The 26,606-nt window shown below is 39.4% G+C and carries 24 protein-coding genes and 8 tRNA genes; 29 read left to right on the top strand and 3 right to left on the bottom strand.

Features of this window, described 5'->3' with window-relative positions:
* Window positions 1-54: 54 nt before the first annotated feature.
* The 9 genes from HCX62_RS09790 to HCX62_RS09750 all read left to right on the top strand — a co-directional run bounded on the left by HCX62_RS09790 (window position 55) and on the right by HCX62_RS09750 (window position 2,555).
* Window positions 55-127, top strand: a tRNA-Phe gene (locus HCX62_RS09790).
* A 22-nt stretch (window positions 128-149) separates the two neighbouring features.
* A tRNA-Tyr gene (locus tag HCX62_RS09785) sits at window positions 150-233 on the top strand.
* A gap of 5 nt (window positions 234-238) precedes the next feature.
* Window positions 239-312, top strand: a tRNA-Trp gene (locus HCX62_RS09780).
* A gap of 15 nt (window positions 313-327) precedes the next feature.
* A tRNA-His gene (locus HCX62_RS09775) sits at window positions 328-400 on the top strand.
* 29 nt (window positions 401-429) lie between these two features.
* Window positions 430-501: transfer RNA gene (locus tag HCX62_RS09770), tRNA-Gln, on the top strand.
* 5 nt (window positions 502-506) lie between these two features.
* Window positions 507-578: transfer RNA gene (locus tag HCX62_RS09765), tRNA-Gly, on the top strand.
* Between the two features lie 20 nt (window positions 579-598).
* Window positions 599-672, top strand: a tRNA-Cys gene (locus HCX62_RS09760).
* Window positions 673-717: 45 nt separating this feature from the next.
* Window positions 718-801, top strand: a tRNA-Leu gene (locus HCX62_RS09755).
* A 239-nt stretch (window positions 802-1,040) separates the two neighbouring features.
* The gene (locus tag HCX62_RS09750) at window positions 1,041-2,555 is read left to right on the top strand and encodes a helix-turn-helix domain-containing protein (protein WP_185638834.1); all 1,515 of its coding nucleotides are present in this window, start codon (window positions 1,041-1,043) and stop codon (window positions 2,553-2,555) included.
* 8 nt (window positions 2,556-2,563) lie between these two features.
* Here the strand turns inward: HCX62_RS09750 and gad are convergent, their stop codons facing one another.
* Together gad and gadC are read right to left on the bottom strand one after the other, a co-directional pair.
* A complete protein-coding gene (gene gad / locus HCX62_RS09745; RefSeq protein WP_185638832.1) occupies window positions 2,564-3,958 on the bottom strand; it encodes a glutamate decarboxylase in 1,395 nt (464 codons plus the stop codon).
* Between the two features lie 12 nt (window positions 3,959-3,970).
* Window positions 3,971-5,494 (bottom strand): glutamate/gamma-aminobutyrate antiporter, encoded by a 1,524-nt coding sequence (gene gadC, locus HCX62_RS09740; RefSeq protein ID WP_185638830.1) that lies wholly within the window; start codon window positions 5,492-5,494, stop codon window positions 3,971-3,973.
* A 352-nt stretch (window positions 5,495-5,846) separates the two neighbouring features.
* Between gadC and HCX62_RS09735 the strand changes: the two genes are divergently transcribed.
* The 11 genes from HCX62_RS09735 to HCX62_RS09685 all read left to right on the top strand — a co-directional run bounded on the left by HCX62_RS09735 (window position 5,847) and on the right by HCX62_RS09685 (window position 18,471).
* Window positions 5,847-6,104 carry a hypothetical protein gene (locus tag HCX62_RS09735; RefSeq protein WP_260490871.1) on the top strand — a complete coding sequence of 86 codons (258 nt, stop codon included), beginning with the start codon at window positions 5,847-5,849 and terminating at the stop codon, window positions 6,102-6,104.
* Window positions 6,105-6,121: 17 nt separating this feature from the next.
* Window positions 6,122-6,592 (top strand): macro domain-containing protein, encoded by a 471-nt coding sequence (locus HCX62_RS09730; protein WP_185638827.1) that lies wholly within the window; start codon window positions 6,122-6,124, stop codon window positions 6,590-6,592.
* A 369-nt stretch (window positions 6,593-6,961) separates the two neighbouring features.
* A complete protein-coding gene (locus HCX62_RS09725) occupies window positions 6,962-7,432 on the top strand; it encodes an Rrf2 family transcriptional regulator (RefSeq protein ID WP_011703051.1) in 471 nt (156 codons plus the stop codon).
* A gap of 33 nt (window positions 7,433-7,465) precedes the next feature.
* Window positions 7,466-10,249 (top strand): YhgE/Pip domain-containing protein, encoded by a 2,784-nt coding sequence (locus HCX62_RS09720; protein ID WP_185638825.1) that lies wholly within the window; start codon window positions 7,466-7,468, stop codon window positions 10,247-10,249.
* A 125-nt stretch (window positions 10,250-10,374) separates the two neighbouring features.
* A complete protein-coding gene (locus tag HCX62_RS09715) occupies window positions 10,375-11,220 on the top strand; it encodes a Cof-type HAD-IIB family hydrolase (protein ID WP_185638823.1) in 846 nt (281 codons plus the stop codon).
* 45 nt (window positions 11,221-11,265) lie between these two features.
* On the top strand, window positions 11,266-11,997 hold the full coding sequence (locus HCX62_RS09710; RefSeq protein ID WP_185638821.1) for a glucosamine-6-phosphate deaminase: 732 nt from the start codon (window positions 11,266-11,268) through the stop codon (window positions 11,995-11,997).
* A 16-nt stretch (window positions 11,998-12,013) separates the two neighbouring features.
* Window positions 12,014-12,544 carry an HdeD family acid-resistance protein gene (locus HCX62_RS09705; RefSeq protein ID WP_185638819.1) on the top strand — a complete coding sequence of 177 codons (531 nt, stop codon included), beginning with the start codon at window positions 12,014-12,016 and terminating at the stop codon, window positions 12,542-12,544.
* 189 nt (window positions 12,545-12,733) lie between these two features.
* Window positions 12,734-13,345 carry a hypothetical protein gene (locus HCX62_RS09700; protein ID WP_185638817.1) on the top strand — a complete coding sequence of 204 codons (612 nt, stop codon included), beginning with the start codon at window positions 12,734-12,736 and terminating at the stop codon, window positions 13,343-13,345.
* Between the two features lie 200 nt (window positions 13,346-13,545).
* Window positions 13,546-14,787 (top strand): MDR family MFS transporter, encoded by a 1,242-nt coding sequence (locus HCX62_RS09695; protein WP_185638815.1) that lies wholly within the window; start codon window positions 13,546-13,548, stop codon window positions 14,785-14,787.
* A 3-nt stretch (window positions 14,788-14,790) separates the two neighbouring features.
* On the top strand, window positions 14,791-16,389 hold the full coding sequence (locus HCX62_RS09690; protein ID WP_185638813.1) for an amidohydrolase: 1,599 nt from the start codon (window positions 14,791-14,793) through the stop codon (window positions 16,387-16,389).
* A 129-nt stretch (window positions 16,390-16,518) separates the two neighbouring features.
* Window positions 16,519-18,471 carry a cation:proton antiporter gene (locus HCX62_RS09685; RefSeq protein ID WP_185638863.1) on the top strand — a complete coding sequence of 651 codons (1,953 nt, stop codon included), beginning with the start codon at window positions 16,519-16,521 and terminating at the stop codon, window positions 18,469-18,471.
* 229 nt (window positions 18,472-18,700) lie between these two features.
* On the opposite strand, the gene HCX62_RS09680 is transcribed toward HCX62_RS09685, so the two are convergent.
* Window positions 18,701-19,600, bottom strand: a complete 900-nt coding sequence (locus tag HCX62_RS09680) for a LysR family transcriptional regulator (RefSeq protein ID WP_185638811.1) — start codon at window positions 19,598-19,600, stop codon at window positions 18,701-18,703.
* Window positions 19,601-19,841: 241 nt separating this feature from the next.
* On the opposite strand from HCX62_RS09680, the gene ssuE reads away from it, so the two are divergent.
* From ssuE to HCX62_RS09635, 9 genes are read left to right on the top strand one after another with little or no spacing between them, the layout of a single operon-like run.
* A complete protein-coding gene (gene ssuE / locus HCX62_RS09675) occupies window positions 19,842-20,387 on the top strand; it encodes an NADPH-dependent FMN reductase (protein ID WP_185638809.1) in 546 nt (181 codons plus the stop codon).
* Window positions 20,388-20,402: 15 nt separating this feature from the next.
* Complete coding sequence (locus tag HCX62_RS09670; RefSeq protein WP_185638807.1) at window positions 20,403-20,939, top strand: GNAT family N-acetyltransferase; 537 nt, start codon at window positions 20,403-20,405, stop codon at window positions 20,937-20,939.
* 15 nt (window positions 20,940-20,954) lie between these two features.
* Complete coding sequence (locus HCX62_RS09665; RefSeq protein ID WP_185638805.1) at window positions 20,955-21,764, top strand: amino acid ABC transporter substrate-binding protein; 810 nt, start codon at window positions 20,955-20,957, stop codon at window positions 21,762-21,764.
* A gap of 21 nt (window positions 21,765-21,785) precedes the next feature.
* Complete coding sequence (locus HCX62_RS09660; protein WP_008948594.1) at window positions 21,786-22,502, top strand: amino acid ABC transporter permease; 717 nt, start codon at window positions 21,786-21,788, stop codon at window positions 22,500-22,502.
* Window positions 22,503-22,515: 13 nt separating this feature from the next.
* Window positions 22,516-23,223, top strand: a complete 708-nt coding sequence (locus tag HCX62_RS09655; RefSeq protein ID WP_185638802.1) for an amino acid ABC transporter permease — start codon at window positions 22,516-22,518, stop codon at window positions 23,221-23,223.
* The gene (locus tag HCX62_RS09650) at window positions 23,220-23,999 is read left to right on the top strand and encodes an amino acid ABC transporter ATP-binding protein (protein WP_185638800.1); all 780 of its coding nucleotides are present in this window, start codon (window positions 23,220-23,222) and stop codon (window positions 23,997-23,999) included. Before HCX62_RS09655 ends, HCX62_RS09650 begins: the two co-directional genes overlap by 4 nt.
* Window positions 23,996-24,991: an LLM class flavin-dependent oxidoreductase gene (locus HCX62_RS09645; RefSeq protein ID WP_185638798.1), complete on the top strand. Its 996-nt coding sequence runs from the start codon at window positions 23,996-23,998 to the stop codon at window positions 24,989-24,991. The genes HCX62_RS09650 and HCX62_RS09645 overlap by 4 nt, the downstream gene beginning before the upstream one ends.
* Complete coding sequence (locus HCX62_RS09640) at window positions 24,984-25,250, top strand: glutaredoxin family protein (protein ID WP_185638796.1); 267 nt, start codon at window positions 24,984-24,986, stop codon at window positions 25,248-25,250. Before HCX62_RS09645 ends, HCX62_RS09640 begins: the two co-directional genes overlap by 8 nt.
* Window positions 25,247-26,569, top strand: coding sequence for an LLM class flavin-dependent oxidoreductase (locus tag HCX62_RS09635; RefSeq protein ID WP_185638794.1), 1,323 nt, complete (start codon window positions 25,247-25,249; stop codon window positions 26,567-26,569). Before HCX62_RS09640 ends, HCX62_RS09635 begins: the two co-directional genes overlap by 4 nt.
* Window positions 26,570-26,606: the final 37 nt, after the last annotated feature.

Genomic DNA, 26,606 nt, shown 5'->3' with positions numbered 1-26,606 from the left:
CCTGCCTGTCACGCAGGAGATCGCGGGTTCAAATCCCGTCGGGACCGCCATTATGGCTTGGTAGCTCAGTTGGTAGAGCACTTGATTGAAGCTCAAGGTGTCGGCAGTTCGATTCTGTCCCAAGCCACTTTTTTTCTTTTTTTTAATATGGAGGGGTAGCGAAGTGGCTAAACGCGGCGGACTGTAAATCCGCTCCTTCGGGTTCGGTGGTTCGAATCCACTCCCCTCCACCATTTATAGGGGCATAGTTTAAAGGTAGAACTGAGGTCTCCAAAACCTCCAGTGTGGGTTCGATTCCTACTGCCCCTGCCATATAATAAAATAATGGCGGGTGTGGCGAAGTGGTTAACGCACCTGATTGTGGTTCAGGCATTCGTGGGTTCGATTCCCATCATCCGCCCTTTTTGTTTTTTAGTTTAATATAATTGTTGGGCCATAGCCAAGCGGTAAGGCAACGGACTTTGACTCCGTCACGCGTTGGTTCGAATCCAGCTGGCCCAGTTAATGCGGAAGTAGTTCAGTGGTAGAACATCACCTTGCCAAGGTGGGGGTCGCGGGTTCGAACCCCGTCTTCCGCTTTTTAAATTGAACAGTATACGGCGCCATAGCCAAGTGGTAAGGCAGAGGTCTGCAAAACCTTTATCACCGGTTCAAATCCGGTTGGCGCCTCCATTTGCATAATTAATGTTTTAAAGTTATAATTTATTATATTGTTACGCCGGCGTGGCGGAATTGGCAGACGCGCTGGACTCAAAATCCTGTGCCCGCAAGGGCGTGCCGGTTCGACCCCGGCCGCCGGTATACTATGGTACCAACGTTTCTAACGATTCGTTGGTATTTTTTTATTTCAATGCTAGATTATGCTTGAAAGTTGTGTTATAAATAGAGATGGTAAATGCCAATTTAGTAGGAGAGGCTTATATTTAAATCTTCTCAAAATTAAAGTTTAGAATTATTTCTATTTGTATTTATATGTGAGTGTTTTAACAAGGAGAAGACTGAAAGCTATTATTGATTAATCTTTCATGGAGAGGATAGTTATGCTTACGAATTATATTGAAAAGGATATCAAAAGGAAATGTTTGATTTGTGATTTTCTACTTAAGAATAAGCATACGAATTTAGATGAAATTGCGGAATATATGGGGACTTCGCGGGTGACGGTGCGGTCGGATATTCATGCGTTGAATGAGGAACTTGCTGGTTTAATGGTTATCCAGATGAAGGAATGTGCGGATAATTGGGTGTATCGATGTCAGTTGCAAAACGGGGCGACGGAGCGCAAGGTTTTATATAAATTATATGATAACTCAATGTTTTTGAAATGTGTGGCGTTTTTTGTTACGAATGTGGAGGAGTGTAAGTTTACTGATTTTATGGATGCGTACTTTATTTCGCATTCGCATGCATATCGGTTGAAACATAAGGTGGAGGAGTTTCTTCGGGAAATTGATTTGACGCTTAATAATAATCGGATTACTGGGAAGGAGTACCGGGTTCGATATTTGATTGCGCTTCTTCAGGCGGAATATGGTGTGAGTATTTATCCGCTTTTAGATAGTGAAAAGAAATTGATTGATGATTTTATGGCGACTTTGAATTTGCGGATTAATATTGATGCATTGGCGCATAATGCGGAAGGGCATGCTTATTTTCGGTCGCTGATTTCGATGGTATTCAAGAGGGATATTCCGACAAGTGCGATTATTTTGGATGAACAGTGTCAGAAATATATTGAGTCGTCTAGGTTTCTTGATATGGTTCGGAAAAGTAGCAAGGAAACACTGGAAAAAGGGCTTGATCAGGAATTTTCGTATAATGATTATTTGTATTTGATGTTGATTTATTATTCGACTAATTTTAGTATTATTGATGCTTCGATGAAAAAAGTGGAGCTTGAGCAGTTTAATGAATTAATCTTGCAAAATGAAGATTTACAGTCTTTGATAGATTTGTTTGAGGAATATTTTGGGGAGGAAGTCGTTAACCACTCGCTTTTTCGGGCCGCGCTTTGTTATTTTTTGAAGAAGACATTGTTTAATTTGCAGGGACTTATTCCGAGTAATGAACGGTTGTTGGATAAGAAGTATCAGCCGCTTTACTTGGTTGTGAAAAGTGTGTTGGAGCGCTGGAATGAGGCGAGTGGGCGCCGTACGTTGTTAATTGATTCGCATATTAATTATTTGACGATTCATTTATATCCGCTTATTTATAAATGGAATAATCCGGTGCAAATTTGTATTTTTTCGTTTAATTTGATTAATTTTGAGTCGTGTAAGTTTCAGGTGGAACAGGAGCTTGGGCGGAAGGTGAAGGTAAATGAGGCGATGTTTCATTCGGTGGAGGAGTTGAATGAGGTTTTAGCGGAGTCAAATGAGCCGACGATTGTACTTTGTCATCCGAACTGTGAGATGGAATTGAAGGAAGCGGTGCAAGGGACGATTATTCCAATTTCTTTGGCGTTTTTTGATCGGGATTTAGAAGACTTGGAAAATGCGATTCAGTCACTTAGAATAAAAGAACATGAAAAAAGGCTAGCCTATTTGAGGGGCTAGCCTTTTTCTTAGTGTGTAAAGCCGTGGACGCCAGATTGTTGGGCATCGTGGAAAAGGATGTGGGCATTGTTTAGTTCTTCGATGGAAGCTTGGAAGTCTTGGATGAACTCTTCTGCCATATTGAAACCAAAATCAGCGCGGCAGACGTAACGTTGAATAATGATATTTTCTAGATTTTTTGGTAGTGGGTATGCGGGAACTTGCCAGCCGCGCATTTGGAGACGGTCCGCTAAATCGTATAATGTCCATTTTACATTGGCGTCTTCTTTTAATTTATAGCAGACGATTGGTAAATGGGAGCCGTCATTGTAAATGTCGAAGTAACCGGTTTGTTCGACCGCATTTGCTAGGTATTGTGCGACGTCGCTTGTTTTTTGGTGAATGGTGCGGTAGCCTTCGAAGCCGTAGCGTAAGAAATTGTAGTATTGGCCGATGATGTGACTGGCGCTGCGGGAGAAATTGATTTGCATAGTTGGCATTTCTCCGCCAAGGTAGCTGACTTTAAAAATGAGTTCTTCTGGTAAATAGCTTTTGTCTTTCCAAAGGACCCAACCGATACCTGGGTAAACGAGGCCATATTTGTGGCCGGAAGTGTTAATCGAGATAACGTTTTTCAAGCGGAAGTCCCAGATGATATCTGGTTCGACAAAGGGAGTGAAGAAACCGCCACTTGCTGCATCGACGTGAATGTAGACTTTGTAATCGGTTTTGCTATTGTATTCTTCTAGTTTTTCGTTTAGGGCGTAGATATCATCGTAGCGACCTGTATAGGTGATACCAAGGATGCCGACAACACCGATTGTATATTCATCGACGTAATCAAGGACTTGGTCGGTATTGAGTTGCATATGGTCTTTATCCATTGGAACGACACGCATATCGATATCCCAGTAAACACAGAATTTTTCCCAGCAGACTTGGTAGCCGGATGAGATAACGAGGTTTGGTTTTTGCGCATAAATATCAAGACCAAGTTTTTCAGCGCGTTTTCGCCAAGCAAATTTCATCGCCATTCCGCCGAGCATACATGCTTCACTAGAGCCAATTGTCGAAGTTCCCATGAATTTTTGGTCTTTTGGAGCGTGCCACAAGTCAGCGATAATGTTGACACAACGATTTTCTAGTTCGGCTGTTCTTGGGTATTCGGATTTATCAATTGCATTTTTTTCTAAGGTTTCGGACATTAATTTGGTTGCTTCGTCTTCCATATATGTTTGGCAGAAAGTAGCTAGGTTTTGGCGGGCGGAACCTTCATCTAAAAGTTCGTCTTTCACTAAACGATACGCAATTCGAGGTTCAAGTGGTTCTTTAGGAAGTGTGTATTTAGGGATATCGCGATCCTCTGCACTTGATCCAAAAACGGGTTCTAAATAGCTTTCTTGATTTTCTTTACTATATAACATGATTTTTTCCTCCTATAATTTGTCTTGATTCATAATATGTTTTTCGTCGGGATTAATGATATGTTCGCCGCGAGCTCTTGGATGGGTAAATTTATTGATATCACTTGAGTCTAAATGGGTAATATCTTTTGGTGTGGTGTCTTTTTTATCGTGCACAGCGTAGATGATAAATGGAATTAACACGGTGACGATGAAACTGATTGATAAGATAACAATGTAGGTCATATCGCTTTTTGCGGCGATGGATGCTGGTGGAACAAATGAGATACATAAAGCGAATACAGATGTTATTAAGCCGATTAGCGCCACAATCACTTTGACAATTTTGCCACCAGGGATTTGGTAAGTGCGTTTTAAGCTCGATTTTTTGAAAATAAGTACTAAGTAACCGATGAAAAATAGTAAATAGCCGACTAAATAAATGACAACGGTTAAGGAGATTGCAGTTAGGAATGATAAATTATTTCCACCACCACCAAATGTGAGAATAGCTGCCCAAATGGTAACTACGACGCCTTGAACCATAATAAGTGGCACAGGAACTCCGTGTTTATTTACTTTTTTCATTTTTTCGGGAAGTAAGCCTTGTTCGGCTGCAGTGTACATGCCGCGTGATGGGCCGACTACCCAGGCACTGACTTCACCCATGACACCTAGCGCAATCATCATCGCGATTAGTTTTACTGCCCAACCTAAGCCGGAACCAAAGTGTAAAATTAATGCTTGGAATGTTTGCACAACGCCGGAGCTAAGGGATAAATCTTTTAAAGGTAACACAGCGGAGATAGTTAAGCCGCCGATTGTATTAAGCACGATAGCTAAAACAACGAGCATAATCATTGCTAGCGGATAATCGCGTTTTGGATTGGTCATTTCATTGACGTGGCTCGCGGAAGCTTCAACACCCATGTAAGCGAGTATAAATGACACGAAGATGACTAATGTTGAAGCTTTTGAGAAATCCGGGATAAACGCCTCTTTGGAAAAAGTGACATGAAGTGGATTTCCACCAGCAACGTAAGCAATACCTAAAATAAATAAAATGATTGCTGGGATGAGAATACCGATAATAAAACCAAATTTAGCGATTTTAGCCGTGTTTTTCGTACCGCCTAATTGGGAGAAAGTAAGCCCCCAAAAGATAACTAACACGCCGATAAATTTAATAAAAGGATTAGATTCGAGCGCGGGGAAATCAAATACATAGGACAACGCGCCGAGAATGAAGTAAATCATTGTAACGAATCCAACTGTTATTTGAAACCACTGAAAGAAGATTGCGGCAAAACCAAAGCGTTCCCCGAGTGTGTTTCCTACCCAAGAAAAAATACCGCCTTCTTGCCAACCATCCACCGTCGCCATTTCTGCTGCACATAAAGCAACAGGCAAAAACCATAAAAATCCACCAAGAAGCAGGAAAAATACTAGATGAAAGCCGGAAGTGGCAAATGTTGGATATTCATAAACAGTCATAACCATGGAAGCCGTGATGGCGAAAAATCCGAATAAGGTTAAAGACTTTGCTTGTTTAGTCATTGTGTATTACCTCCAAAATATTTTTGTTTGCGGAAATACGTTTAAACGAAGCTATAAATAATTAGAATGATGCTTAATTAATGGTAAATGTGATTTTTTTGGAACATCATCAGTTAACACGAGAAAAGCACCTCCTAAGTCATTGTTTGTTGGAACAGTTATAAGATTAGCACGTTTGTTTTCGAAAATTATTCCAGTTTTTTTCTAGGCGCAAGAAAATTTTTGAGACAACAGTACCAACATTGCTAACGATTCGTTGCTAATGCTTTATTTCAATGGTAGATTATGCTTGAAAGTTGTGTTATAAATAGAGATGGTAAACACCAATTTAGTAGGAGGGGCTTATATTTAAATGTTCTCAAAATTAAATTTTAAAAATGGACATATTGCTTTTCTTGATCAAAGTGACCTTTTGAAAGAGGATATATTACAAGTGCAATATCCAGATGATTTGCTTTTAGATGTTGGTTATTATGAGAAGCAATATAAAATTTTTGTGATAAAGAATTTGAATTGGGAGGAACCTACTATGGTTTGTATGGCAGATAATTTTAATGATCTGTTATGCAAATTACAAAAAGTAATTAATGAGTTAACAATGCTTAAATAATCGACAGAGGTGAAAAAATGACACAGATTACTTATTTAAAAGGCGACGCAACAAATCCAATGGCTAAAGGAAATAAAATTATTGCACATATTTGTAATGATGTAGGTGGTTGGGGAAAGGGCTTTGTTTTAGCTATTTCTCGCAAGTGGAAAGAGCCGGAGAAAGCTTATAGAAAATGGTATAAAGATAAGAATAATTTTGAGCTTGGGGAAGTTCAACTAGTTCCAGTGACTGATTATATAAGTATTTGCAACATGATTGGGCAGAAAGGAATTAAAACAGGGTCAAAAGGTGCGCCTATTCGGTACGAAGCGGTGGAAAGCTGCTTAGAAAAATTATGTGAAATTGCGAAAGAACAACAAGCGAGTATTCATATGCCTAGAATTGGGTGTGGATTAGCTGGTGGTAAATGGGAAATTATTGAACCTATCATCAAAAAAACACTTTTAGATAACGGTATTGAAGTCTATGTTTATGATTTTGATTAAGAACAGAATTATTTTCCGTTGATATAAAAAGGAGCATATAAAATATGTCTACAGGTTTCAGAGATTCTTTGTTTGGATTTTTTTCTTATGCACAAAGTATAAAATAAGTCGATAAAAGCATTATCAGTGGGTGTTCTAAAAAAACATGCTAGTGGTAATGCTTTTTTGTTAACCGATAAGACACGTTAATATACATATTAACGTGTCTTATTTGTTGGAATACCTTTTCATAAGAACGCATTCATTAAATTTTTTCCATTTTTAGTAAAAAACACTTGCACTTTAAAAAAAATGGGTGTATTGTATATAGATGTTAAATGTCCATTAAGGATATTGAAAGGTAATAATGGGAAGAGGGAGGATTTAATGATGAAGTTGAGCAAAAGTATGGACCAGGTTTTTTGTATTATGACGATGTTGTACACCCAGAAGGTAGATGTTCCCATTTCTTCCGTAACTATTCATCACCGTTTGCGTGATTCGTCCTCGTCTTATATTAGTAAAATTTTGAGGAAGCTAGTTGTGAGTGGGCTGATTAATTCAGTTTCCGGAAATAATGGTGGCTTCACCCTTGCTAAAGACCCTGAAGAAATTAATTTGTTGGATATTGTAGAAGCAGTGGAAGGGAAAATCGATACATACCCAGATTCAGACTTAATCCACACTGTTTTCTCGGACTATCATGAATTTGCAGAATCCGGTATTCACACGATTACAAGTGCTTTTAGAAACGCTGATAAAGAATACGCTAATTATTTATACTCACAAAAATTATCTGTTTTAGTAGAGCAAGTGATTGGGAAAGAACGAACCACTATCATAGATTGGAACGAAGCGTAATAAATCTTTAAAAGAAAGAAGTGCGGTAGTAAAATGGATATGGTAAAAAATGAGTGGAAAAAATTATTTAAAAACAAAATATTACTTTTATCATTTGTAGTTATTCTGTTTATTCCACTTTTATATGCAAGCTTTTTCTTAAAATCCGTCTGGGATCCGTACGGCAAAACAGGGGATTTACCAGTAGCGGTAGTTAACAATGACAAACCGGTTGATTATAACGGTCAAACAATGGATGTTGGCGATCAGTTAGTTACAAAACTGAAAAGCAACAAAGAACTCGATTGGAATTTTCTTTCCAAAGAAGATGCAGAACAAGGCTTAAAAGATGGCAAATATTATATGATTGTCACGATTCCAAAAGATTTCTCTAAAAATGCAGCATCTGTTTTAGATAAAAATCCGAAAAAAATGGAATTATCCTATAAAACAAACGGCTCGCTTAACTATTTAGGTCAAGTTGTAAGTGAACAAGGTGCCAAACAATTGAAAAATGAAGTTTCTGCCGAAGTAACAAAATCTTACGCAGAAGCAATTTTCGATAAAATTAAAGAGTCTGGTGAAGGGTTCGCCCAAGCTGCAGATGGCTCTGGAAAAATTAAAGATGGCCTTGAAAAATCACAAGAAGGTAATAAAACCATTTCAACGAACTTAAAAACGCTTGCAGATAGCTCGTTAACTTTCAAAGATGGCGCTAATACGTTAGAAGTTGGTTTGAAAACTTACACAGATGGCGTGAATACGGCGGCCGCTGGTGGCGATAAACTAAATGCAGGTGTTTCGACGCTTGCTGCTGGTGTAGGACCACTGAAAGACGGTGTGGCGGCACTTGATGGCGGGGCAACGAAATTATCAAGCGGTGTTTCCACTTATACTTCAGGCGTAGATACACTAGCAGGTGGAATTAACAAAGCTTACACTGGGTCCACTGCACTTTCTGACGGCTTGAACAAAATGAATGGCAGCGTACCGGCACTCGCATCTGGCGTAACACAACTAAATAACGGTCAAAACAGCCTTGCAACAGGTTTAGATTCACTCGTTGATGGCAGCAATAAACTTTCAGCAGGATTAAAAGAGTTAGATGGTAATTTAACCGATCCACAAGGAAAAATTGCGCAATTAAAACAAGGTATGAACGACCTACAACAAGGTATTGACCAATTAAATAAAAGTGTAAATGGCGAAGATGCAGCACTTGCCAAACAATTAGAAGCATTACAAAAAAGTTTAACCGATTTACAAAGTGGCTTAACATTTATTAAATCGAACGCGAACTTTGATGCCGAAGCAATTAAAACAAAAATTAATGCAACAGCTGGTGTGAGTCCAGAAGATAAACAAAAAATTATTGATGCTATTCAAGCTGATTTAGATAAAGAAACACAAAAATCTGCCACTCAAGTAGCGACAGTCGAACAATTGCAAAGTGGCTTATCTGGTCTTGATTTAGCAGCACTTCAAACACAAGTTAAAGAATTACAAACTGGTGTAGCGAAAATTTCGGCTGGATACAAAGTAGTTCACGGTGGAACAAACGAAGCATTCAACAGCATCCACCAAGCAATCAATGGTTCTAGCAGTCAAACATTACTTGGCGGCGCGAACCAACTAACTGCGGGATTAAAATCAGCACAAGCTGGTAACGCGAAATTAGTTGCTGGAACAAATCAACTTAACAGCCAAATCCCAACTCTAACTTCTGGCGTAGGACAACTTGCTGCCGGTAGCTCAGATATGGAAAATGGATTAAGTCAGTTAAATAATGGCGGTAATAAACTTGCAAGTAATTCAGCCGCATTACGTTCAGGCGCAACACAACTGCAAGGTGGAACAAACCAATTAGCAGCCAAAGTGCCAATGCTAGCTGGCGGGGTCAACCAACTTCAAGCTGGTTCAAGCCAATTAGCAGGTGGTTTAAACCAATTAGCAGCGAACTCACCAAAACTAGTTTCAGGCGTAGGCCAACTAGCAGACGGCTCTTCTAAAATTGCCGATGGTTCTTCTAAACTAGCGAACGGTTCTTTCCAATTAGGTGATGGACTGACTAAATTAACAGACGGCAGCACAGAATTAACAGATAAACTTGCTGACGGAGCACAACAAGTGAAAGATACAAAAGCAACCGATAAAACATTCAATATGATTGCTTCTCCAACAAAACTGGCTCATAACGAATATACACACGTAAGCAACTATGGTCATGCATTAGCACCATATGTATTATCACTTGCTCTATATGTTGGTGCACTGGTATTCAACTTCATTATGCCAATTAGACGTGTTTCGATGGAAGGCCAACCAGCATACAAATGGTGGTTAAGTAAATTATCACTTGGTTTTGTCGCAGCAGTTGCGATGGCCCTACTTGAAGGTGGCATCATGATTGCACTTGGACTAAGACCAGATAGCATTGTTGAATTCTTCGGAACAGCGATTATTACAGCACTTGCTTATATGTTCTTAATCATGCTTCTTGCCATGACATTTGATAACCCAGGACGATTCATCGCGATGGTATTACTCATTGTTCAATTAGCGGGATCAGGCGGAACATTCCCAATGCCACTTACAGGATGGTTCTTCAACTTAATCCATCCGTTCCTACCAATGACTTACTCGATTTATGCCTTTAGAGAGTCACTGGCAGCCGGTATGGGACCAAATGTATACAGTATGTCAATGCTCGTTCTAACTATTATCATGATTGCATGTGTCGGCTTACTATATCTATCCATGAGTCATTTGAAAAAACGCCACGATGCGCACGAATCAGCACTGGATGATAATCAAAAATTAATGGCTTTAGAAAACTAAACAAATAAGTCAAAAAGCAAGATTTCCTGAAAATGGGAATCTTGCTTTTTTTGTTATATAATGGGGCGCCTTCCCAGCAAAGAAATGCTATAATTAAACTATTAACGAGCGAAAAGAGGTATTACATGATGAAAAAAATAGTATTTGTAGATGTGGATGGCACGCTTGTAAGTGATGATGGACTTGTTCCAGAATCTGCAAGAACAGCAATCATTCAAGCACGTAACAATGGACATCAAGTATATTTATGTACAGGACGTTCAAAACCCGAACTATATGATTCCATTTTATCAATAGGTTTTGATGGTATTATCGGTGCTGGTGGTGGCTACATTGAAGTAGATGACGAAATTATTTATCATAAAAAAGTAGCGGATGAAGATGTCGTTCATATGGTAGATTTCTTTACGGAAAAAGAATTAGACTTTTATTTAGAATCAAATGGGGGGCTGTTTGCTAGTCCAAATCTTGAAGCCCGTTTAGATAAATTAGTGTATGGTGATGTGGAAAACGACCCAATCGCACGTGAGAAAAAAGTGAACAACCCACATCCATTTGTCCAAGGGTTAACGTACGGTGAAACAAATCTTTATCGTACTGATGTGAACAAAGCTTGTTTCTTGGAAAATAAAGCTGTTCCTTTTGAAGATATTAAAAAAGAATTTAGCGGTAAGTTCGAAGTAATGCATTGTACTGTGCCGATTTTTGGTGATGACAGTGGCGAATTAATGGTTCCAGATATTCATAAAGCGACGGCAATTGAGTTTCTGCTTAAGCATACTGGTGGCAATCAAAAAGACACGATTGGCATTGGTGACGGTATGAATGATGCGGAGATGCTCACATACTGTGAAACTGGTATTGCAATGGGGAACGCCAAAGAAGGATTAAAACAACTGGCTGATGATATAACTAAATCAGTAGACGAAGACGGCCTATTTGCTAGTTTCCAAAAACATGGCTTGATTTAGAAATGATAGTTCGGGTAATGAAAGCATATAGAGGGGGATTTTTTAATGAAATTAATCAGAACAAAAACTTATACAGAAATGTCACAAGAAGCACTGGAAGTTGTTAAACAAGTCATTACTGAAAACGACAATCCAGTTATCAATACAACAACAGGAGCTAGTTTTGATGGTATGTTCGAGGGGCTTGTCAAAGGAATTAATGCCGGTGAAATTCCAATCGAAAAAGTATTTTTAATGAATTTGGATGAATATGTGGCAAAGCGCGATGATTCTTTCACGGTTTACACGTACATGCACCAAAAATTCTATGACTTAATTACCAAAATGCCAAAAAGAGTAGAATTGTTAGATGGAAGTTTAGCTGATTTCACAGACGAGATTGCTCGTTATAAGAAAATTTTGGCTGAAAATGAGCGCGATTTACAAATTTTAGGCTTAGGAGTAAATGGACATCTTGGCGCAAACGAGCCAGGGACGCCATTTGACGCACGCTTATTTTTAGCAGATAGCGATGAATCTACTATTAAAAGCACAATTATGTATAACAACTTAAAAGAAGACGAAGCGCCGTCCCAAATGCTTACACTTGGGCTAGCGGATATGATGGATGCCAAACAAATCTTAGTAACTGCTTCTGGTGAGCGTAAAGCTGAGGCGGTCAAAGGATTACTTGAGGGACCAATTGACGAAAGTTGTCCAGCATCGATTTTACAAAACCATCCGAATGTAGTATTTATTATTGATGAAGCGGCAGGATCATTACTAACTAACCATTAAAAGAGGGGGCGAAGATATGAGAAAAATATACACTTATTTTGTTTTAATTCTCGGTGTGGTGATGATTGGTCTTGGGATTTACTTAATGTTTAATCCAAGCACATCGCTACAAGCACTAACTATTTTTATTGGGATAATTTTAGTATTAAATGGGATCAATGAAGTTATTTCTTATTTTGGCGAGAGTAAATATTGGAGCATTTCCAAATGGATAATGCTTGATGGGATTTTATCTATCCTTGTCGGCGGTTTTGCCATTTTTGAGTCGAATATAGCTGAACGTATTTTCATTATTATATTCGCGATTTGGATATTAGCATCCGCCATTTTGAAAATTTTAACGGCTTTTGCTGTAAAAGGTTTTCCGGGGTGGACATTACTGCTAATTATGGGAATTATAGGGATAATCATTGCGGTTATTTCCTTGTTTACCAATACATTAGTAGCGATCGCAATTGGTATTATCCTCGGCTTGTTTTTTGTTCTTCAAGGAGTTACTTGCCTTTCACTTTGGTGGGTTATTCGTAAAGGGGACTCTAAAAAGTAAAGATAAATTTTTATATTATTTTTCGATAAAATGTTAAAAAGTTAACGTTGTAAAAATAACATAAGTAATTTTGTCACAAAATGGACAAAAGAAGCGAGGAGAAGGTTCTTTGAGAACTTATCACTCGCTTTTTTTTTATTATGATAAAGGAAGTTGCGATGGCGCAATGATTTTGAGGAGGCGGGATATATGCAAGAAAAGTTTACTATGGAATTAATGCTTACTTTGACAAATAATCCAAGGTTTCAAGAAGTAGCAGAACTAGTCTATTGGGACGAGGATGAAATCATTGATTGCCCAGAAAACAGTGAATATGTTTACGCAATTGATGAAGGCGAGGTAACGCAATTTGCCCAAAGAAACAGTTCTTGGGGAAAAGGGACTATTCTTGGTTTTACTCGAGAAGCAACAAAAATTCGGCCGCTTTGCAAAACCGTAGCTTGGAAAATTCCTTTAGCATATGTAGCCGATATATTGAAAATCATGGGCAATGTGCATGTTGAAGATTTAGCTGCCATAGAAATGAACTTTTTAAATAGAAGAAAAGAGGATTGCATTAAGTGGTTTATTACTGAAATGCCGCATAGACTTCATACAAACTCTTGGAAAATAGCACAAGACTTTTTTCGCCAAGAAATCATGCAAGAAGTTCCAAAAGAAATATGTGTTTCTCAAGTTAATGAACTGAAAAAACAGCATATTCTTTATGAGTTGGGCTATTATCTCGAAATAGATGTACCGCAGTTTCATGGTTATTTGAGAGATTTATTGTATGATAAATTGTTAAAAAAAATTAATTGAAATATTTCCTATATTAGCAAAGACAAAAAGTCGAATTCATAGTACACTTAGAAGTAACCATGATAGGGATTTATCGCCAGTCCCTTATTAGCCACCAGCAAATTTTGCTAGGTGGTTTTTTGGTGAAATTTTTCTTTTCGAAAGTGGTTGGGTGTGATAACCTAAAAAAGGTGAGTTTTAATGAAGGGAAAGTGTAGGAAATGACAAAATGGTTACCAAAAGATTTATGGATTGTTATTATTGGAATGGTGTTACTATATACAGGGCTCTCGTTTATTTGGCCTTTCAATATGATTTACATGACGCAAGAATTGGGCATGTCGACAACGAATGCTTCATTAGTATTATTGATTAATTCAGGAGTAGGTATTATTTCTAGTATTATCGGTGGACTTATTTTCGACCGTTTTTCTGGTTTTATTTCGCTTACAATTGGCACAATTATCTTAGTGCTTTCAACAGCTTCGTTATGCTTCTTTCACGGATTTCCGTTCTTTATTTGGAATTTATGGGCAGTGGGGATCGCGATGGGGATGGTTTTCTCAGGTCTTTATGCAGCTGCAGGATTAACGCATCCAACTGGTGGGAGAACTGGGTTTAATGCAATTTATGTGGCGCAAAATATTGGAGTTGCGATTGGGCCACTGCTCGCAGGACTTTTAGCGAAACAAGGAATGAGCCAAGTATACATCGGTTCTTTTGTATTTGCGATTGCTTTTGCGGCATACTTTTTCTTCTATTTCCATAAGATTGACTGGAAATCAGAGAAGGTAAGCGCCGAAACGAAACATCGTAAAAAAGGAGCAAAACGAGAATTTCCAACCAAACTCGCACTATGCTCTTTTGTGCTATTGCTGCTTACTTATTTACTTTGCCAATTGCCGCACGTGCAGTGGCAGTCGAATTTATCTACTTATATGACCGAAATAAAAGGGGTAACATCTAGCGAATACGGAAACTTATGGAGTTTAAATGGAGCGCTTATCGTGCTCGGACAGCTGGTGTTAATTCCTGTTGTTAACCGATTTAAAAAATACTTACTTGCGCAAATTTATATTGGTATTTTATTATTTGTTTTATCTTTTGTCGTTGCAATGAATGCAAGTGCGTATAGTGGTTTTGTGCTAGGGATGACTTTCTTAACAATCGGCGAGATGTTTGCATGGCCAGCGATTCCAACGATTGCTTACCAACTTGCACCAAAAGGGGCAGCTGGTTTGTATCAAGGACTTGTGAACGGGATGGCAACAGCCGCTCGAATGCTTGCACCATTTTTAGGCGCAATCGTTGTTCAAAATCTTGGCGGCATCAAAGCGTTATTCATTGGCGCATTTATTTTACTTGGATGCGCGCTAATTAGCATCACTTTACAACAAATTCTACAGAAAAAGGACCAACAAGAAAAAGCTGCCATGAAAATTTCCGTCAATCAGGGGGAATAAAAAATGAAATTATGGAAAAATGGTACATTCTATCAAATGACGGCAGAAGGAGATCAAGTTTCTGCAGTCTTAACGGAAAATGGTTATATTTGCGCGGTTGGAGAAAAGGCGGAGTTGGAAAAACAATATGCAGCAGAAATCACAGAAACGATTGATTTGGAAGGAAACGTGGTATTTCCAGGATTTGTTGATGCGCATATTCATTTGCTTTGGTATGGACAAGCTTTGGAACGACTGAATTTAAACCAGACGGCGACCAAAAAGGAAGCATTGTCCCTTGTTGCGGAACGAACAAAACAACTTGCAAGTGATGAGTGGTTGTTTGTAGAAGGTTATGATGAAAATAAATGGTCTGATGAACAAACATTGATTTCTTTAGCTGATTTGGATGCAGTAAGTAAAACGAACCCGATTTTAGTGAGGCGGATTGATTACCATAGCGTGTCGATAAATTCGGCATTACGCGCAGAGATTACGGATTTTTCGGAAACTGGTTTTGATGGCGGAGGTGAAATTGTTTGTGATGAAGCAGGGTGCTTTACGGGTGTTTTACGAGATAATGCCACCACTTTAGCGATAGATGCCTTTCCAGCGGCTACATCGTCTGAATTAAACGCTTGGTTAAAACTCGCAATAACGGATCTATGGTCTAAAGGAGTTACCGGAGCCCACTCGGAAGATTTACATTATTTCACCGGATTTGAGTCGACATTGGCTGCTTTTCGAAACACAGTTGGTGCGCATCAATTACCATTTCGTGCGCATCTACTCATTCACCATGCGGAACTAGCTGCTTTTTCGGCTTCTAAAGAAAGTTTTGTAAGTGGTGATGCATTTTTAGAATTAGGAGCTATGAAAATTTTCTATGATGGAACAGTTGGCTCTCGGACGGCGTTAATGAGTGCGGGATACGCGGATAATCCGAATGAAAAAGGTCTGCAAATTCATTCCGATGAGGCTTTTGAAGAGTTAGTTAAAACGGCAAGAAAAGCAGGGTTGCCTGTGGCGATTCATATTTTAGGAGATCAAGCTTTTGCCAATGTGATTCGTACTTTACTGGCACATCCACCTAAAAAAGGCCAATACGATAGACTAATTCACACACCTTGGCTAACAGAAGAACTAATAGCAGAAGCCGCGGGATTGCCTGTATTATTTGATGTACAGCCACAATTTATGGCTAGTGATCTTCCGTGGGCTGTAGATGTGCTTGGCGAAAATCATCCGCCGTTTGCTTTTGCTTGGAAGTCCCTTTTAGACGCGGGGTTTCCGTTAGCTGGTGGGAGTGATGCGCCGATTGAAGTGCCGAATCCGTTCTGGGGAATTCATGCGGCTGTTACGAGGACTGCGAATGCGGATTTGGACGGCACAACATATTGGCCGGAACAGGCGCTTACTGTATTTGAAGCCATTCAGTTATATACAAAAGGTGCCGCGTTTGCGAGTTATAAAACGGATACACGTGGAAAAATTGCGCCAGGATTTGTAGCTGATTTTACGATTTTAGCAGAAGATCCATTTCGGCTAGAACACGTGGAACTTCGCGATATACCTGTGATGATGACGGTTGTTGATGAACAAATTGTGTACCAAAAAAAGTGAACATAAGTGAAAAACTCCATACAGAGACGGATGTTTCCGAAAAGTTTTTTTGCTAATATGAGAACGGAAGAAATGCCACGCTCGGGGATTGGTCGTGTTGGCATGGAGACGGGAACGAGGGATGTATTAATGGAGATATTTGAACTGATTTTATTAATGTTGAGTGCAGTGTTTTTATCTAATGTGTTGAGTCGATTTTTGCCGAGTATTGCGGTGCCTTTAATTCAGGTGTTGCTAGGGATTATTTTAGCAATTCCACTTGGAGAACATACAATGGATTTAAATCCGGAGCTGTTTTTGTTACTGTTTATGGCACCAATACTTTTTAATGATGGTGCGAGTACGGATAAAAAATCATTATGGAAAAATCGTAAGGCTATTTTATCGCTATCAATCGGGTTAGTGTTTGTAACGGTTGGGATTTTAGGGGCGTTTATTCATTACTTAATTCCGGCGATACCTTTTGCGGCCGCGTTTGCGCTAGCTGCGGCACTGGCGCCAACGGATGCAGTTGCGGTCGGTGCGCTAGCTGAAAAGGTGCGGGTGCCACATAAAATTATGCATATTTTGGAAGGCGAATCGCTTATCAATGACGCTTCTGGACTAGTTTCATTTCAATTTGCAGTCTTGGCGCTTGTAACTGGAACCTTCTCGTTTATGTCAGCGGGAACGAGCTTTTTACTGCTGTCGCTTGGTGGGATTGCGCTTGGAGCGGTGTTAAGTGTGCTAAAAATTGGGCTTATGCGGGGATTACGCCAGCTAGGAATCGAAAATATGACTTCTTTTATGCTAATGGAAATTTTGTTGCCATTTTTAATTTTTATGGTGGCGGAAAAAGTTGGTGTGAACGGAATTTTAGCTGTAGTTAGTGGTGGAATGGTGCATTCACTTAGTTATAAAAAAATGAACCCTGAAATTGCCCAATTGAACTTGCTTTCTAAGAATACTTGGTCAGTGATAATTTTTAGTTTAAATGGGTTGGTGTTCGTTTTACTTGGGACACAGTTGCCGCAAATTATGACGGCAATTTGGCAAGATGCAAGTATACATAAAAGTATGCTGTTTGTGTATATTTTGGGAATTACCGCTTTACTGTTAGGTCTTCGCTTTTTATGGATTTTATTCTTCCGTAATTACGAGGAAAATCCGAAAGTTGATTTAGTTAGTAGATTGAAAAATACTTTTTTATATACTGTGGCAGGTGTCCGTGGAACGATAACCTTAGTCAGTGCGCTTTCTTTACCGTTTGTGCTTGGAAATGGCGATGCTTTTCCTGAACGGGATTTGCTGATTTTTATTGCTGCTGGAGTCATTATTACGACGCTACTTTTGGCCAATTTCACGTTACCACTTTTTGCAGCGAAAAAAGATGTAGTGACGGCGGATCATACGACAGACATCGCGCTACTTCGAGATATCGTGAAGCAACTACAAGCCTATAAAACAGATGAAAACACAGTTGAAATGAATAAAGTATTAAATATGTATAATGACCGAATTTTTTCTTTGATGGAGCATAAAGAAGTGAGTGCTACCGAGAAAGAGCTTCGGAGGTTAACACAAGAATGGCAACTTGAAAATACTAGAAGGTTAGTTTTTGAACGAAAAATTGATACCGGCGTTGGGTTATCATTGATGATGCGCCTTGGAAAACGACTTTATGTCCAAACAAGAGCAGAGAAATATCGGGCAAGAATAAGATACCGTCAGCTTTTAAGTCATAGCTTTCGTGATTTCCGTATTGTGCCACTTTCTTTTGAAGAGCGCAGGAAGGAGCGCGCTAAACTACAAAATGAAAATAATCAATTTGTGATCCAAAAACTACAAGAACTAAACACCACTGAATTTAACCCGGAAATTATTTCTCTTTATTTAATGAATTTTGAGCGAGCGTTAGGTTTTAGAAAAAATAAAAAAGAGAGCGACGATGAGGAATTACAAACAACTATCGATCTAGCTTCTCAAATTGAACGTGAAACTATTCAACGCTACTTTGAAAAGGGGCAGATTACTCGAAAAGAGATGAAAGTCTATCGGGACAACTTGCTAGCAATTGAATCTAGTTTCCAATTAGAGTGGTAAAAATGAAGAGGAGAAATCCTCTTCGTTTTTTAATGATGATTTTAGCGGTTTTTGCAGTGGGTCTGATAATGGAGAAAAAATAACGAGTAAGAATACTACACCAGTAACGCAAGTGATTGATAAAGGTGAGGTTAGTTCCGCGATTATTATTAATTATAAAGGCAACGATACTCGATTATTAACTTGGATGACAGCTCAAGTGAAATGAAAAAACAGCTAGACTAATTTTTTAGTCTAGCTGTCTTTTTTTATCATCAAAATAATAAATAATGCGGTCAATAAATTCTTTCGTCGTACTATCAAAATCTTTTTCTTTTTGATTAGTTAACAGGCCGATTGGTGGTGAAATCGGCAAATTTTCAATGGGAATGCGGACCGTTCCATCAATTAGTTCTGAGTGTGCGGTGCTAGTAAAGATAGAGACGCCTACATTTTCACGGACAAAATACTTATGAGACATACTACTTGTGAGCTCCATTTTTTTATAATCACTACCAATGGCGCGTTTTAAATGTTGTTCAATTTGAATACGAATCGGGCAGTTTGCTGGGGTGAAAATAAAGCATTCATCACGTAAATCAAGCAATTCTACCGAAGTCCGCGAAGCCAAAGGATGGTTTTCTGAAACAATTAAATCTAACGTATCATGGAAAAATGGAAAGTAAAAGTTCTCCAAAATCAGCTCAGGCTCCCCGCAAATCGCAAAATCAATTTCCCCGTCAATTAATTTCTGGCTACAGGTGTTGGCATCGTCCACCGCCACATTCACCATGAGTTTTGGAAAGTCTGCTAAAAATTGTTTTAAAATTCGCGGTAAAACGAGACTGGCGCTAGGCTCGGATATACCTACTTTGATAAGACCGGCATTGCCATTTTTTAAGTCGAATATCGTGTGGTCGAGTACTTCATATTGGGCGATTAGTTGGCCCGCTCTTTCATAAAACAATCTACCTGCGTGCGTTAGTTTCAATGTTTTGCCACGTTCAAATAACTGAACATCCAAATCTTGTTCGAGCTGTTTAATGCGCATCGAAATGGTCGGTTGCGAATAATTTAATACTTCTGCTGCGCGCTGAAAACTTCCCGTATTAACCACCGTATAAAAAGTTTTAATGGTCCTAAATTCCAATATAATTCCCCCTTCATATTGGAGTTTTTTGATATTTCTAACAGTATACACCGTAAAATTGGTAGAAGCAATTTATTAATCTGATAAAATTCATAGGAATAATGCGGATTGAGGTCGAAGTATTAGTATTACTGTGGTTAGCCATTAGTTTTTTTGATTAGCCAAACAGAATCTTTTACTTTATAGTATATCTAATATCTAAAAACCAAGTAAGTTGATGCGAATTAAAAGGGGCGATTTGATGGGAAAAGTGACGATTATTGCTGGGGGAATCAAAACGGAATCTCGACTTACAGGTTTAATCCAACTAGCAGCAAATGAATTAGTAAATAATGGTACGGAAGTTCAAATTATTGAAGTGCATAAAATCCAGGCAGAAGCTTTAGTAACAGCTGATTTCACACATCCGGATATTCAATTCGCGAATAGTGAAGTGGCGAGTAGTTCTGGTGTGATTATCGCAACACCGATTTTTAAAGCAGCTTACTCGGGTGTGTTAAAAGCCTATCTGGACCTTTTGCCACTCAAAGCTTTGAAAGGGAAAGTCGTTTTGCCACTAGGGCTTGGCGGGTCTGGTGGTCACTTGCTGGCACTGCAATATGCGCTGGATCCGGTTTTAAAAGAACTTGGGGCTGAAACGATATTAAAAGGTCAGTTTACAGTCGATAAGCAAATTGAACGGCTCGGGGATGGGCTTTATGAAATTGAAGCGTCGGCGAAAGAACGGTTAGATCTTGCTTTAAGCCAATTTATTTCATTATTAAATCAAAATTCAGTGGAAGTGTAGGGAGGAGAACGGAAAATGACAGAAGATATTTTTAGAGTGGCGACTGTGGAAGATGCGCCGGAGTTTTTAGAATTGTTGTCGAGTGCTTTTCAGTCAGTGAAAGAACTGGGAATTGATTGGCCTTCTACTAATGCTGATTTGGCGATGGTAACAGAAAATATTGTTAATTCTTCTGCATTTGTTTTAGAGCGAAATGGCAAATTAATTTCTACAATAACTGTTCGTTTTCCGTGGGAGAGCAATTCGCCACCTTCAAAATATCCCTTTGTTTGGTGGTTTGCAACAGCACCAGATCTTGCGGGACAAGGGATTGGCGATAAATTATTAACGTATGTGGAGGAGCGAGTACTCCGCGATACGCTGAAAGCTCCGGCACTTACACTTGGGACATCTGCCAGAAAACACCCGTGGCTGCTTGATATGTATTTGCGCCGCGGTTATGAAGTTTATTTTGAACACGAAGAAGACGGCGATGTGGGCGTGATGATGCGAAAAATCTTAATTCCAGAAAAATTTGACGCCACATTGCTTGGAATACCTAGCTGGACATAAAAAGGGGGAAAAAGGATGAAAAAGAAATATGGGATTTTAGCACTGGCTCTTACAGCTGCATTAACATTAAGCGCATGTGGGGCGGGAGATGAACCAGAAGCAGCCAATGAAAAAGTACAAACCATTACGGTCGGGACAGGGACGCAATTTCCAAACGTCTGCTTTTTAGATGAAAATGGTAAATTAACTGGCTATGATGTCGAACTAGTAAAAGAAATCGATAAACGTTTGCCAGGCTATAAGTTCAAATTTAAAACGATGGATTTCTCCAATTTACTCGTTAGCCTTGGTGCTGGAAAAGTAGATATTGTCGCGCATCAAATGGAAAAAAGTAAAGAGCGTGAGAAGAAATTTTTGTTTAATGATGTCGCGTATAATAATTTTCCATTGCAGTTGACGGTATTAGATAGTAATAACAGCATTAATAGTACCAAAGATTTAGCTGGGAAGCGCGTTATCACAAGTGCAACTTCGAACGGCGCACTCATATTAAAGAAAATTAATGAAGAACAAGGCAATAATTTTGAGATTGCTTATGAAGGGCAAGGTTCTAATGATACAGCCAATCAACTAAAAACCGGCCGGGCGGATGCAACTATTTCCACGCCTTTCGCAGTTGATTTCCAAAACAAAACAAGTGCCATCAAAGAAAAAGTAGTTGGCGATGTTTTATCCAACGCGAAAGTATATTTCATGCTTGGAAAAAATGAAACAAAACTGAGCAAAGACGTAGATAAGGCGCTTCAATCTATTATTGATGACGGGACGCTTAAAAAACTAAGTGAAAAATGGCTTGGTGCGGATTATTCAAAAGAACAATATTAAAAGAGAGAGGGTGCCATTAAAATGGATAAAGCGTTCGATGTGAAAATGATTGCTGATTTTATTCCGACGCTAGCTGGTTATTTACCAATTACGTTGTATATTTTGGCACTCTCGCTTATTTTTGGATTTATACTCGGTGTCATATTATCTTTACCACGGATTTATAAGATTCCGGTTTTGAATCAATTTGCCCGAGTGTATATTTCGTTTTTCCGTGGAACGCCGATTATGGTGCAATTATTTATTGTTTTCTACGGAATCCCCGCACTTTCCAGCGTTTTTGGGATTGATTTATCGCAAATGGATCCACTTTATGCCGCAATTGCAACCTACGCATTAAGTAGCGCGGCAACGATTGCGGAAGTGATTCGCGCTGGAGTAAATAGTGTGGATGCTGGGCAGGCGGAAGCGGCTTATAGTGTTGGGCTGAATGGACGCCAGACATTTTTGAGAATTATTTTACCGCAAGCTTTGTATCAAGCGTTACCGAATTTCGGGAATTTAGTGATTGGATATTTGAAAGATACGTCGCTCGCTTTTTCAATCGGGGTGATGGATATGTCTGGAAGAGGGCAAACCCTAATAACGCTGAGTAATCATGCGCTGGAAGTCTATATTTCGCTCTCGATTATTTACTATATCACAGCCGTGCTACTTGAATACTCCTTCAAATGGATTGAAAAACGGGTTAAAAAGGAAAACACTAGATTTACGAGTATTTTCGATATAGAACTGTAAAGGAGAGATGAGGATGCCGCTTGATGTGCCTTTTATTGGAACAGCCGTAATGGCGATGCTAAAAACGATACCGCTAACTCTTGCGATGACCTTCTTTCCGATATTGTTCGGTTTTATTATCGCAATTGGCATTACGCTTATCCGGATGTATCATGTCCGTTTTTTAGAACCGATTGCTAAGTTTTATGTTTCCTTTTTTCGAAGTACGCCAGCAATTTTGCATATTATGCTGATTTACTTAGGAATTCCGCTGATTGTTGATTTTTTGAGTAAGTCATTTGATTTAGGAATATCTGCAAATAAAATTCCGGTCGTGGTTTTTGTGATTATCGCGCTTTCCTTTACGGCGGGAGCTTACTTAACAGAGATTTTGCGCTCTGGAATTATCGCAGTTGATATTGGTCAAATGGAAGCAGCTTATTCAATGGGATATACGCATGGTCAAGCGATTCGCAAAGTCTTGTTGCCGCAAGCCTTTATGATTGCCCTGCCGAATTTTACAAATTTGTGCATCGGATTTTTACATACAACATCGATCGCAGCTATCGTCGCAGTACCGGAAATCACTGGAATGGCAACGATTGTAGCATCAGATAATTACGCCTTTCTCGAAGCATTTATCGGCGCCGCACTGATTTATTGGTTTCTAACTATGTTGATTGAAGCAATTAATTACATTTTGGAAAAGAATATCGCTAAATATCAAGGAGGGGCAGTATGATTACCATTAAAAATATTCAAAAGAGCTTTGGCGAAAACCAGGTTTTAAAAGGAATTGATTTAACTGTGAAAAAGGGCGAAGTAGTAACGATTCTCGGTCCAAGTGGCTCTGGGAAAACAACCTTTTTACGTTGCCTAAACTTACTGGAACGACCCGAAAATGGCGAAATTTCGATGCATGACCAAATAATTAACTGCAAAAAACCAAGCAAAAAAGAAATATTGCAACTACGAAAAAATACCGCGATGGTTTTTCAACAATATAATCTCTTTTCGCATAAAACGGTCATTCAAAATGTGATGGAAGGACTCACGGTAGCGAGAAAAATCCCTAAAAAAGTAGCACGCGAAATTGCGGAACGAGAACTTACTAAAGTAGGATTGGCGGATAAATTTAGCGCGTATCCTTCCCAACTTTCCGGTGGACAAAAACAACGAGTCGGCATTGCGCGGGCGCTCGCGATTAATCCAGATGTAATTTTATTTGATGAACCAACCGCTGCACTTGATCCGGAGCTTGTCGGTGAAGTTTTAGAAGTAATGTTAGAGATTGCGCGGGCCGGTGCAACGATGATTGTCGTTACGCATGAAATGGAGTTCGCGAAACGAGTCGCGGATCAAGTCGTTTTCATGGATGGCGGTTTAATTGTCGAACAAGGCACGCCTGACGAAGTGTTTAATCATACAAAAGAAGAGCGAACTAAACGCTTTTTACACCGAGTTTCAGCGGATTATTTATATGAAATTAAAGAAGTGAAGAAGGAGCGTGTCATATGACTATTCGATTTAGCATTTTGGACCAAAGCATTATTAATCCTGGCGAGAACCCAAGTGAAACTTTGCAAAATACCGTAGAACTTGCGCAACTCGCGGAACAACTTGGTTTCCATCGTTTTTGGGTTGCTGAACATCATAACTCAGACGAAATAGCTGGAGCCGCGCCAGAAGTGCTTTTAGGATATATTGCTGCAAAAACGAACTCGATTAAGCTCGCGTCTGGCGGTGTGATGCTGCAACATTATAGTCCGTATAAAGTCGCCGAGCAATTTCATGTGCTTGAAAACTTAGCGCCAGGCCGGATTTCGCTTGGTGTTGGGAAAGCTCCCGGTGGTTTCCAGCCGGCAACCGATGCTCTCCAAAAAGACTTCGCCAAACCAGTCCGAACCTTCGATGCTAAATTGGAAGAATTAGTCGAGCTTATCTCGCATAAATCAACCACAACTATCGAAGCAAAACCACTTCCAGAAACCAATCCGGAAATCTTTTTGCTTGGAGGAAGTGTAGCGAGTGCCAAACAGGCAGCGGAACTTGGTATTTCCTTTGTGTTTGCTTATTTTATTAATGGAGAAGAATCAGTTTTAAAAGAAGCGCGCGTGACCTTTGATCAATTTCAAATTAACCAAGATGCGAGTTTTCAATTAGCGCCAATTGTCGTGGTCGCTGAAACCAAAAGCGCAGCAGATCGCCATATTCCAGAACGAGAGTCAATTAAAGTGGAGCTTGCCGATGGGCGCAGAGTTAATTTAGGATCACGCGAACAAGCCGAAGCCTATGTGAAAGATATTGATCAATCGTACCGGTTCATTACCCAGCGAATTGGCGCAATAACGGGAACGAAACAAGAAGTCGGAGGAGAGATTAAGCGACTTTCAGAAAAATATAATATCCAAGATTTTGTCATTTTAACACCAATCAAATCAACTGAAATCAAGCGTTATTCATATCAATTATTAAGTGAATCGATCAAGGAGGAAGTTGTCCATGGCTAATGTCGTTGTTTGGAGTAAAGTAGGGTGTCACTATTGTAAAGATGTGAAAGATTATTTAACCGAGCAAAACATCGTGTTTCAAGATATCGACGTGACAGAGCATGACTATTTACGCGAAGTGCTGCAAGCCAAGTACGGCATCCGCCATGTCCCGGTCGTAGAAATCGGCAACATTGAAAAGGGTACTTACCAAGCAGTAACTGAAATCGGTATCGAGCATTTAGAAAAAGCATTATTAGAAAAGGAGGAAGTAAAATGACTAGAAAAGAAACAATTCAGTTTGGTGCAATTATTCACGGCGTTGGTGGCACAACAGATGGTTGGCGCCATCCAGATATCAATCCGGCGGCAAGTACCGATTTAGATTTTTATAAAACGCGTGCCAAAATTGCAGAACAAGGATTATTTAGCTTTGTATTTATTGCAGATGGTCTTTTTATTTCCGAAAAATCTATTCCACATTTTCTTAATCGTTTTGAACCGATTACAATTTTATCGGCATTAGCTGAGTCGACCGAAAACATCGGACTCGTCGGGACTTTTTCGACCTCATTTACAGAACCATTCACGCTCGCACGACAACTTTCTTCACTCGATCATATTAGTGGCGGGCGAGCAGGTTGGAATTTAGTTACTTCCCCACAAGAAGGTGCGGCGCGAAACCATAGCAAGAAAAATCTCCCAACCCACAGCGATCGTTACACCATTGCGGCAGAACATTTACAAGTTGTCCGCGGGCTCTGGAACTCGTGGGAAGAAGATGCGTTCACCTATAATAAAGAAACCGGCGAATTCTTTAATCCAGAAAAATTGCATCGCTTAAATCATCAAGGTGATTATTTTCAAGTAGAAGGTCCGTTAAATATAGGGCGCTCAAAACAAGGTGAACCAGTTGTTTTCCAAGCAGGAGCCTCAAGTACAGGACGTGATTTCGCAGCGCAAAACGCGGAAGCTATTTTCACTCATTCAGATTCGTTGGAAGAAGCTGTCGAATTTTATCGAGATGTAAAAGCACGCGCCGAAAAAGCTGGCAGAAATGCAGCAGAAATCCGGATTTTCCCGGGAATTAGCCCGATAGTTGCCGATACTTTGGAAGAAGCGGAAGCAAAATATACCGAATTTGCCAATCTTATTCCAATCGAAAACGCCGTCACCTATCTCGCGCGCTACTTCGATGACTATGATTTAAGTCAATTTGATGTGGATGCTCCTTTCCCAGATCTTGGCGACATTGGCAAAAATGCTTTTCAAAGTACGACTGACCGAATCAAAAAAGAAGCCAAAGAACGCCATTTAACCCTTCGCCAAGTAGCGACTGAAGCGGCAACACCGAAAACACCTTTTATCGGAACAAAAGAACAAGTTGCTGATTTAATCGAAGTTTGGTTTCAAAACGAGGCCGCTGACGGTTTTATTATTGCATCTGATATCCCAGGAACATTTGAAACTTTTGTTGAACAAGTTATTCCACTTTTACAAAGTCGTGGTTTATACCGAAATGAATATCCAGCCGCGACATTAAGAGGAAACCTTGGCTTAAAAATACCTCAAAATAAACAAGCTGTTGAAACTAAATAATAGGAAGAAAACGGAGCGCCTTTGAGGAAGCTTCGTT

Source organism: Listeria swaminathanii, assembly GCF_014229645.1.
Lineage (GTDB): Bacteria > Bacillota > Bacilli > Lactobacillales > Listeriaceae > Listeria > Listeria swaminathanii.
The sequence above is the reverse complement of the archived record's forward strand: the minus strand, read 5'-3'. Positions and strand labels throughout refer to the sequence as shown.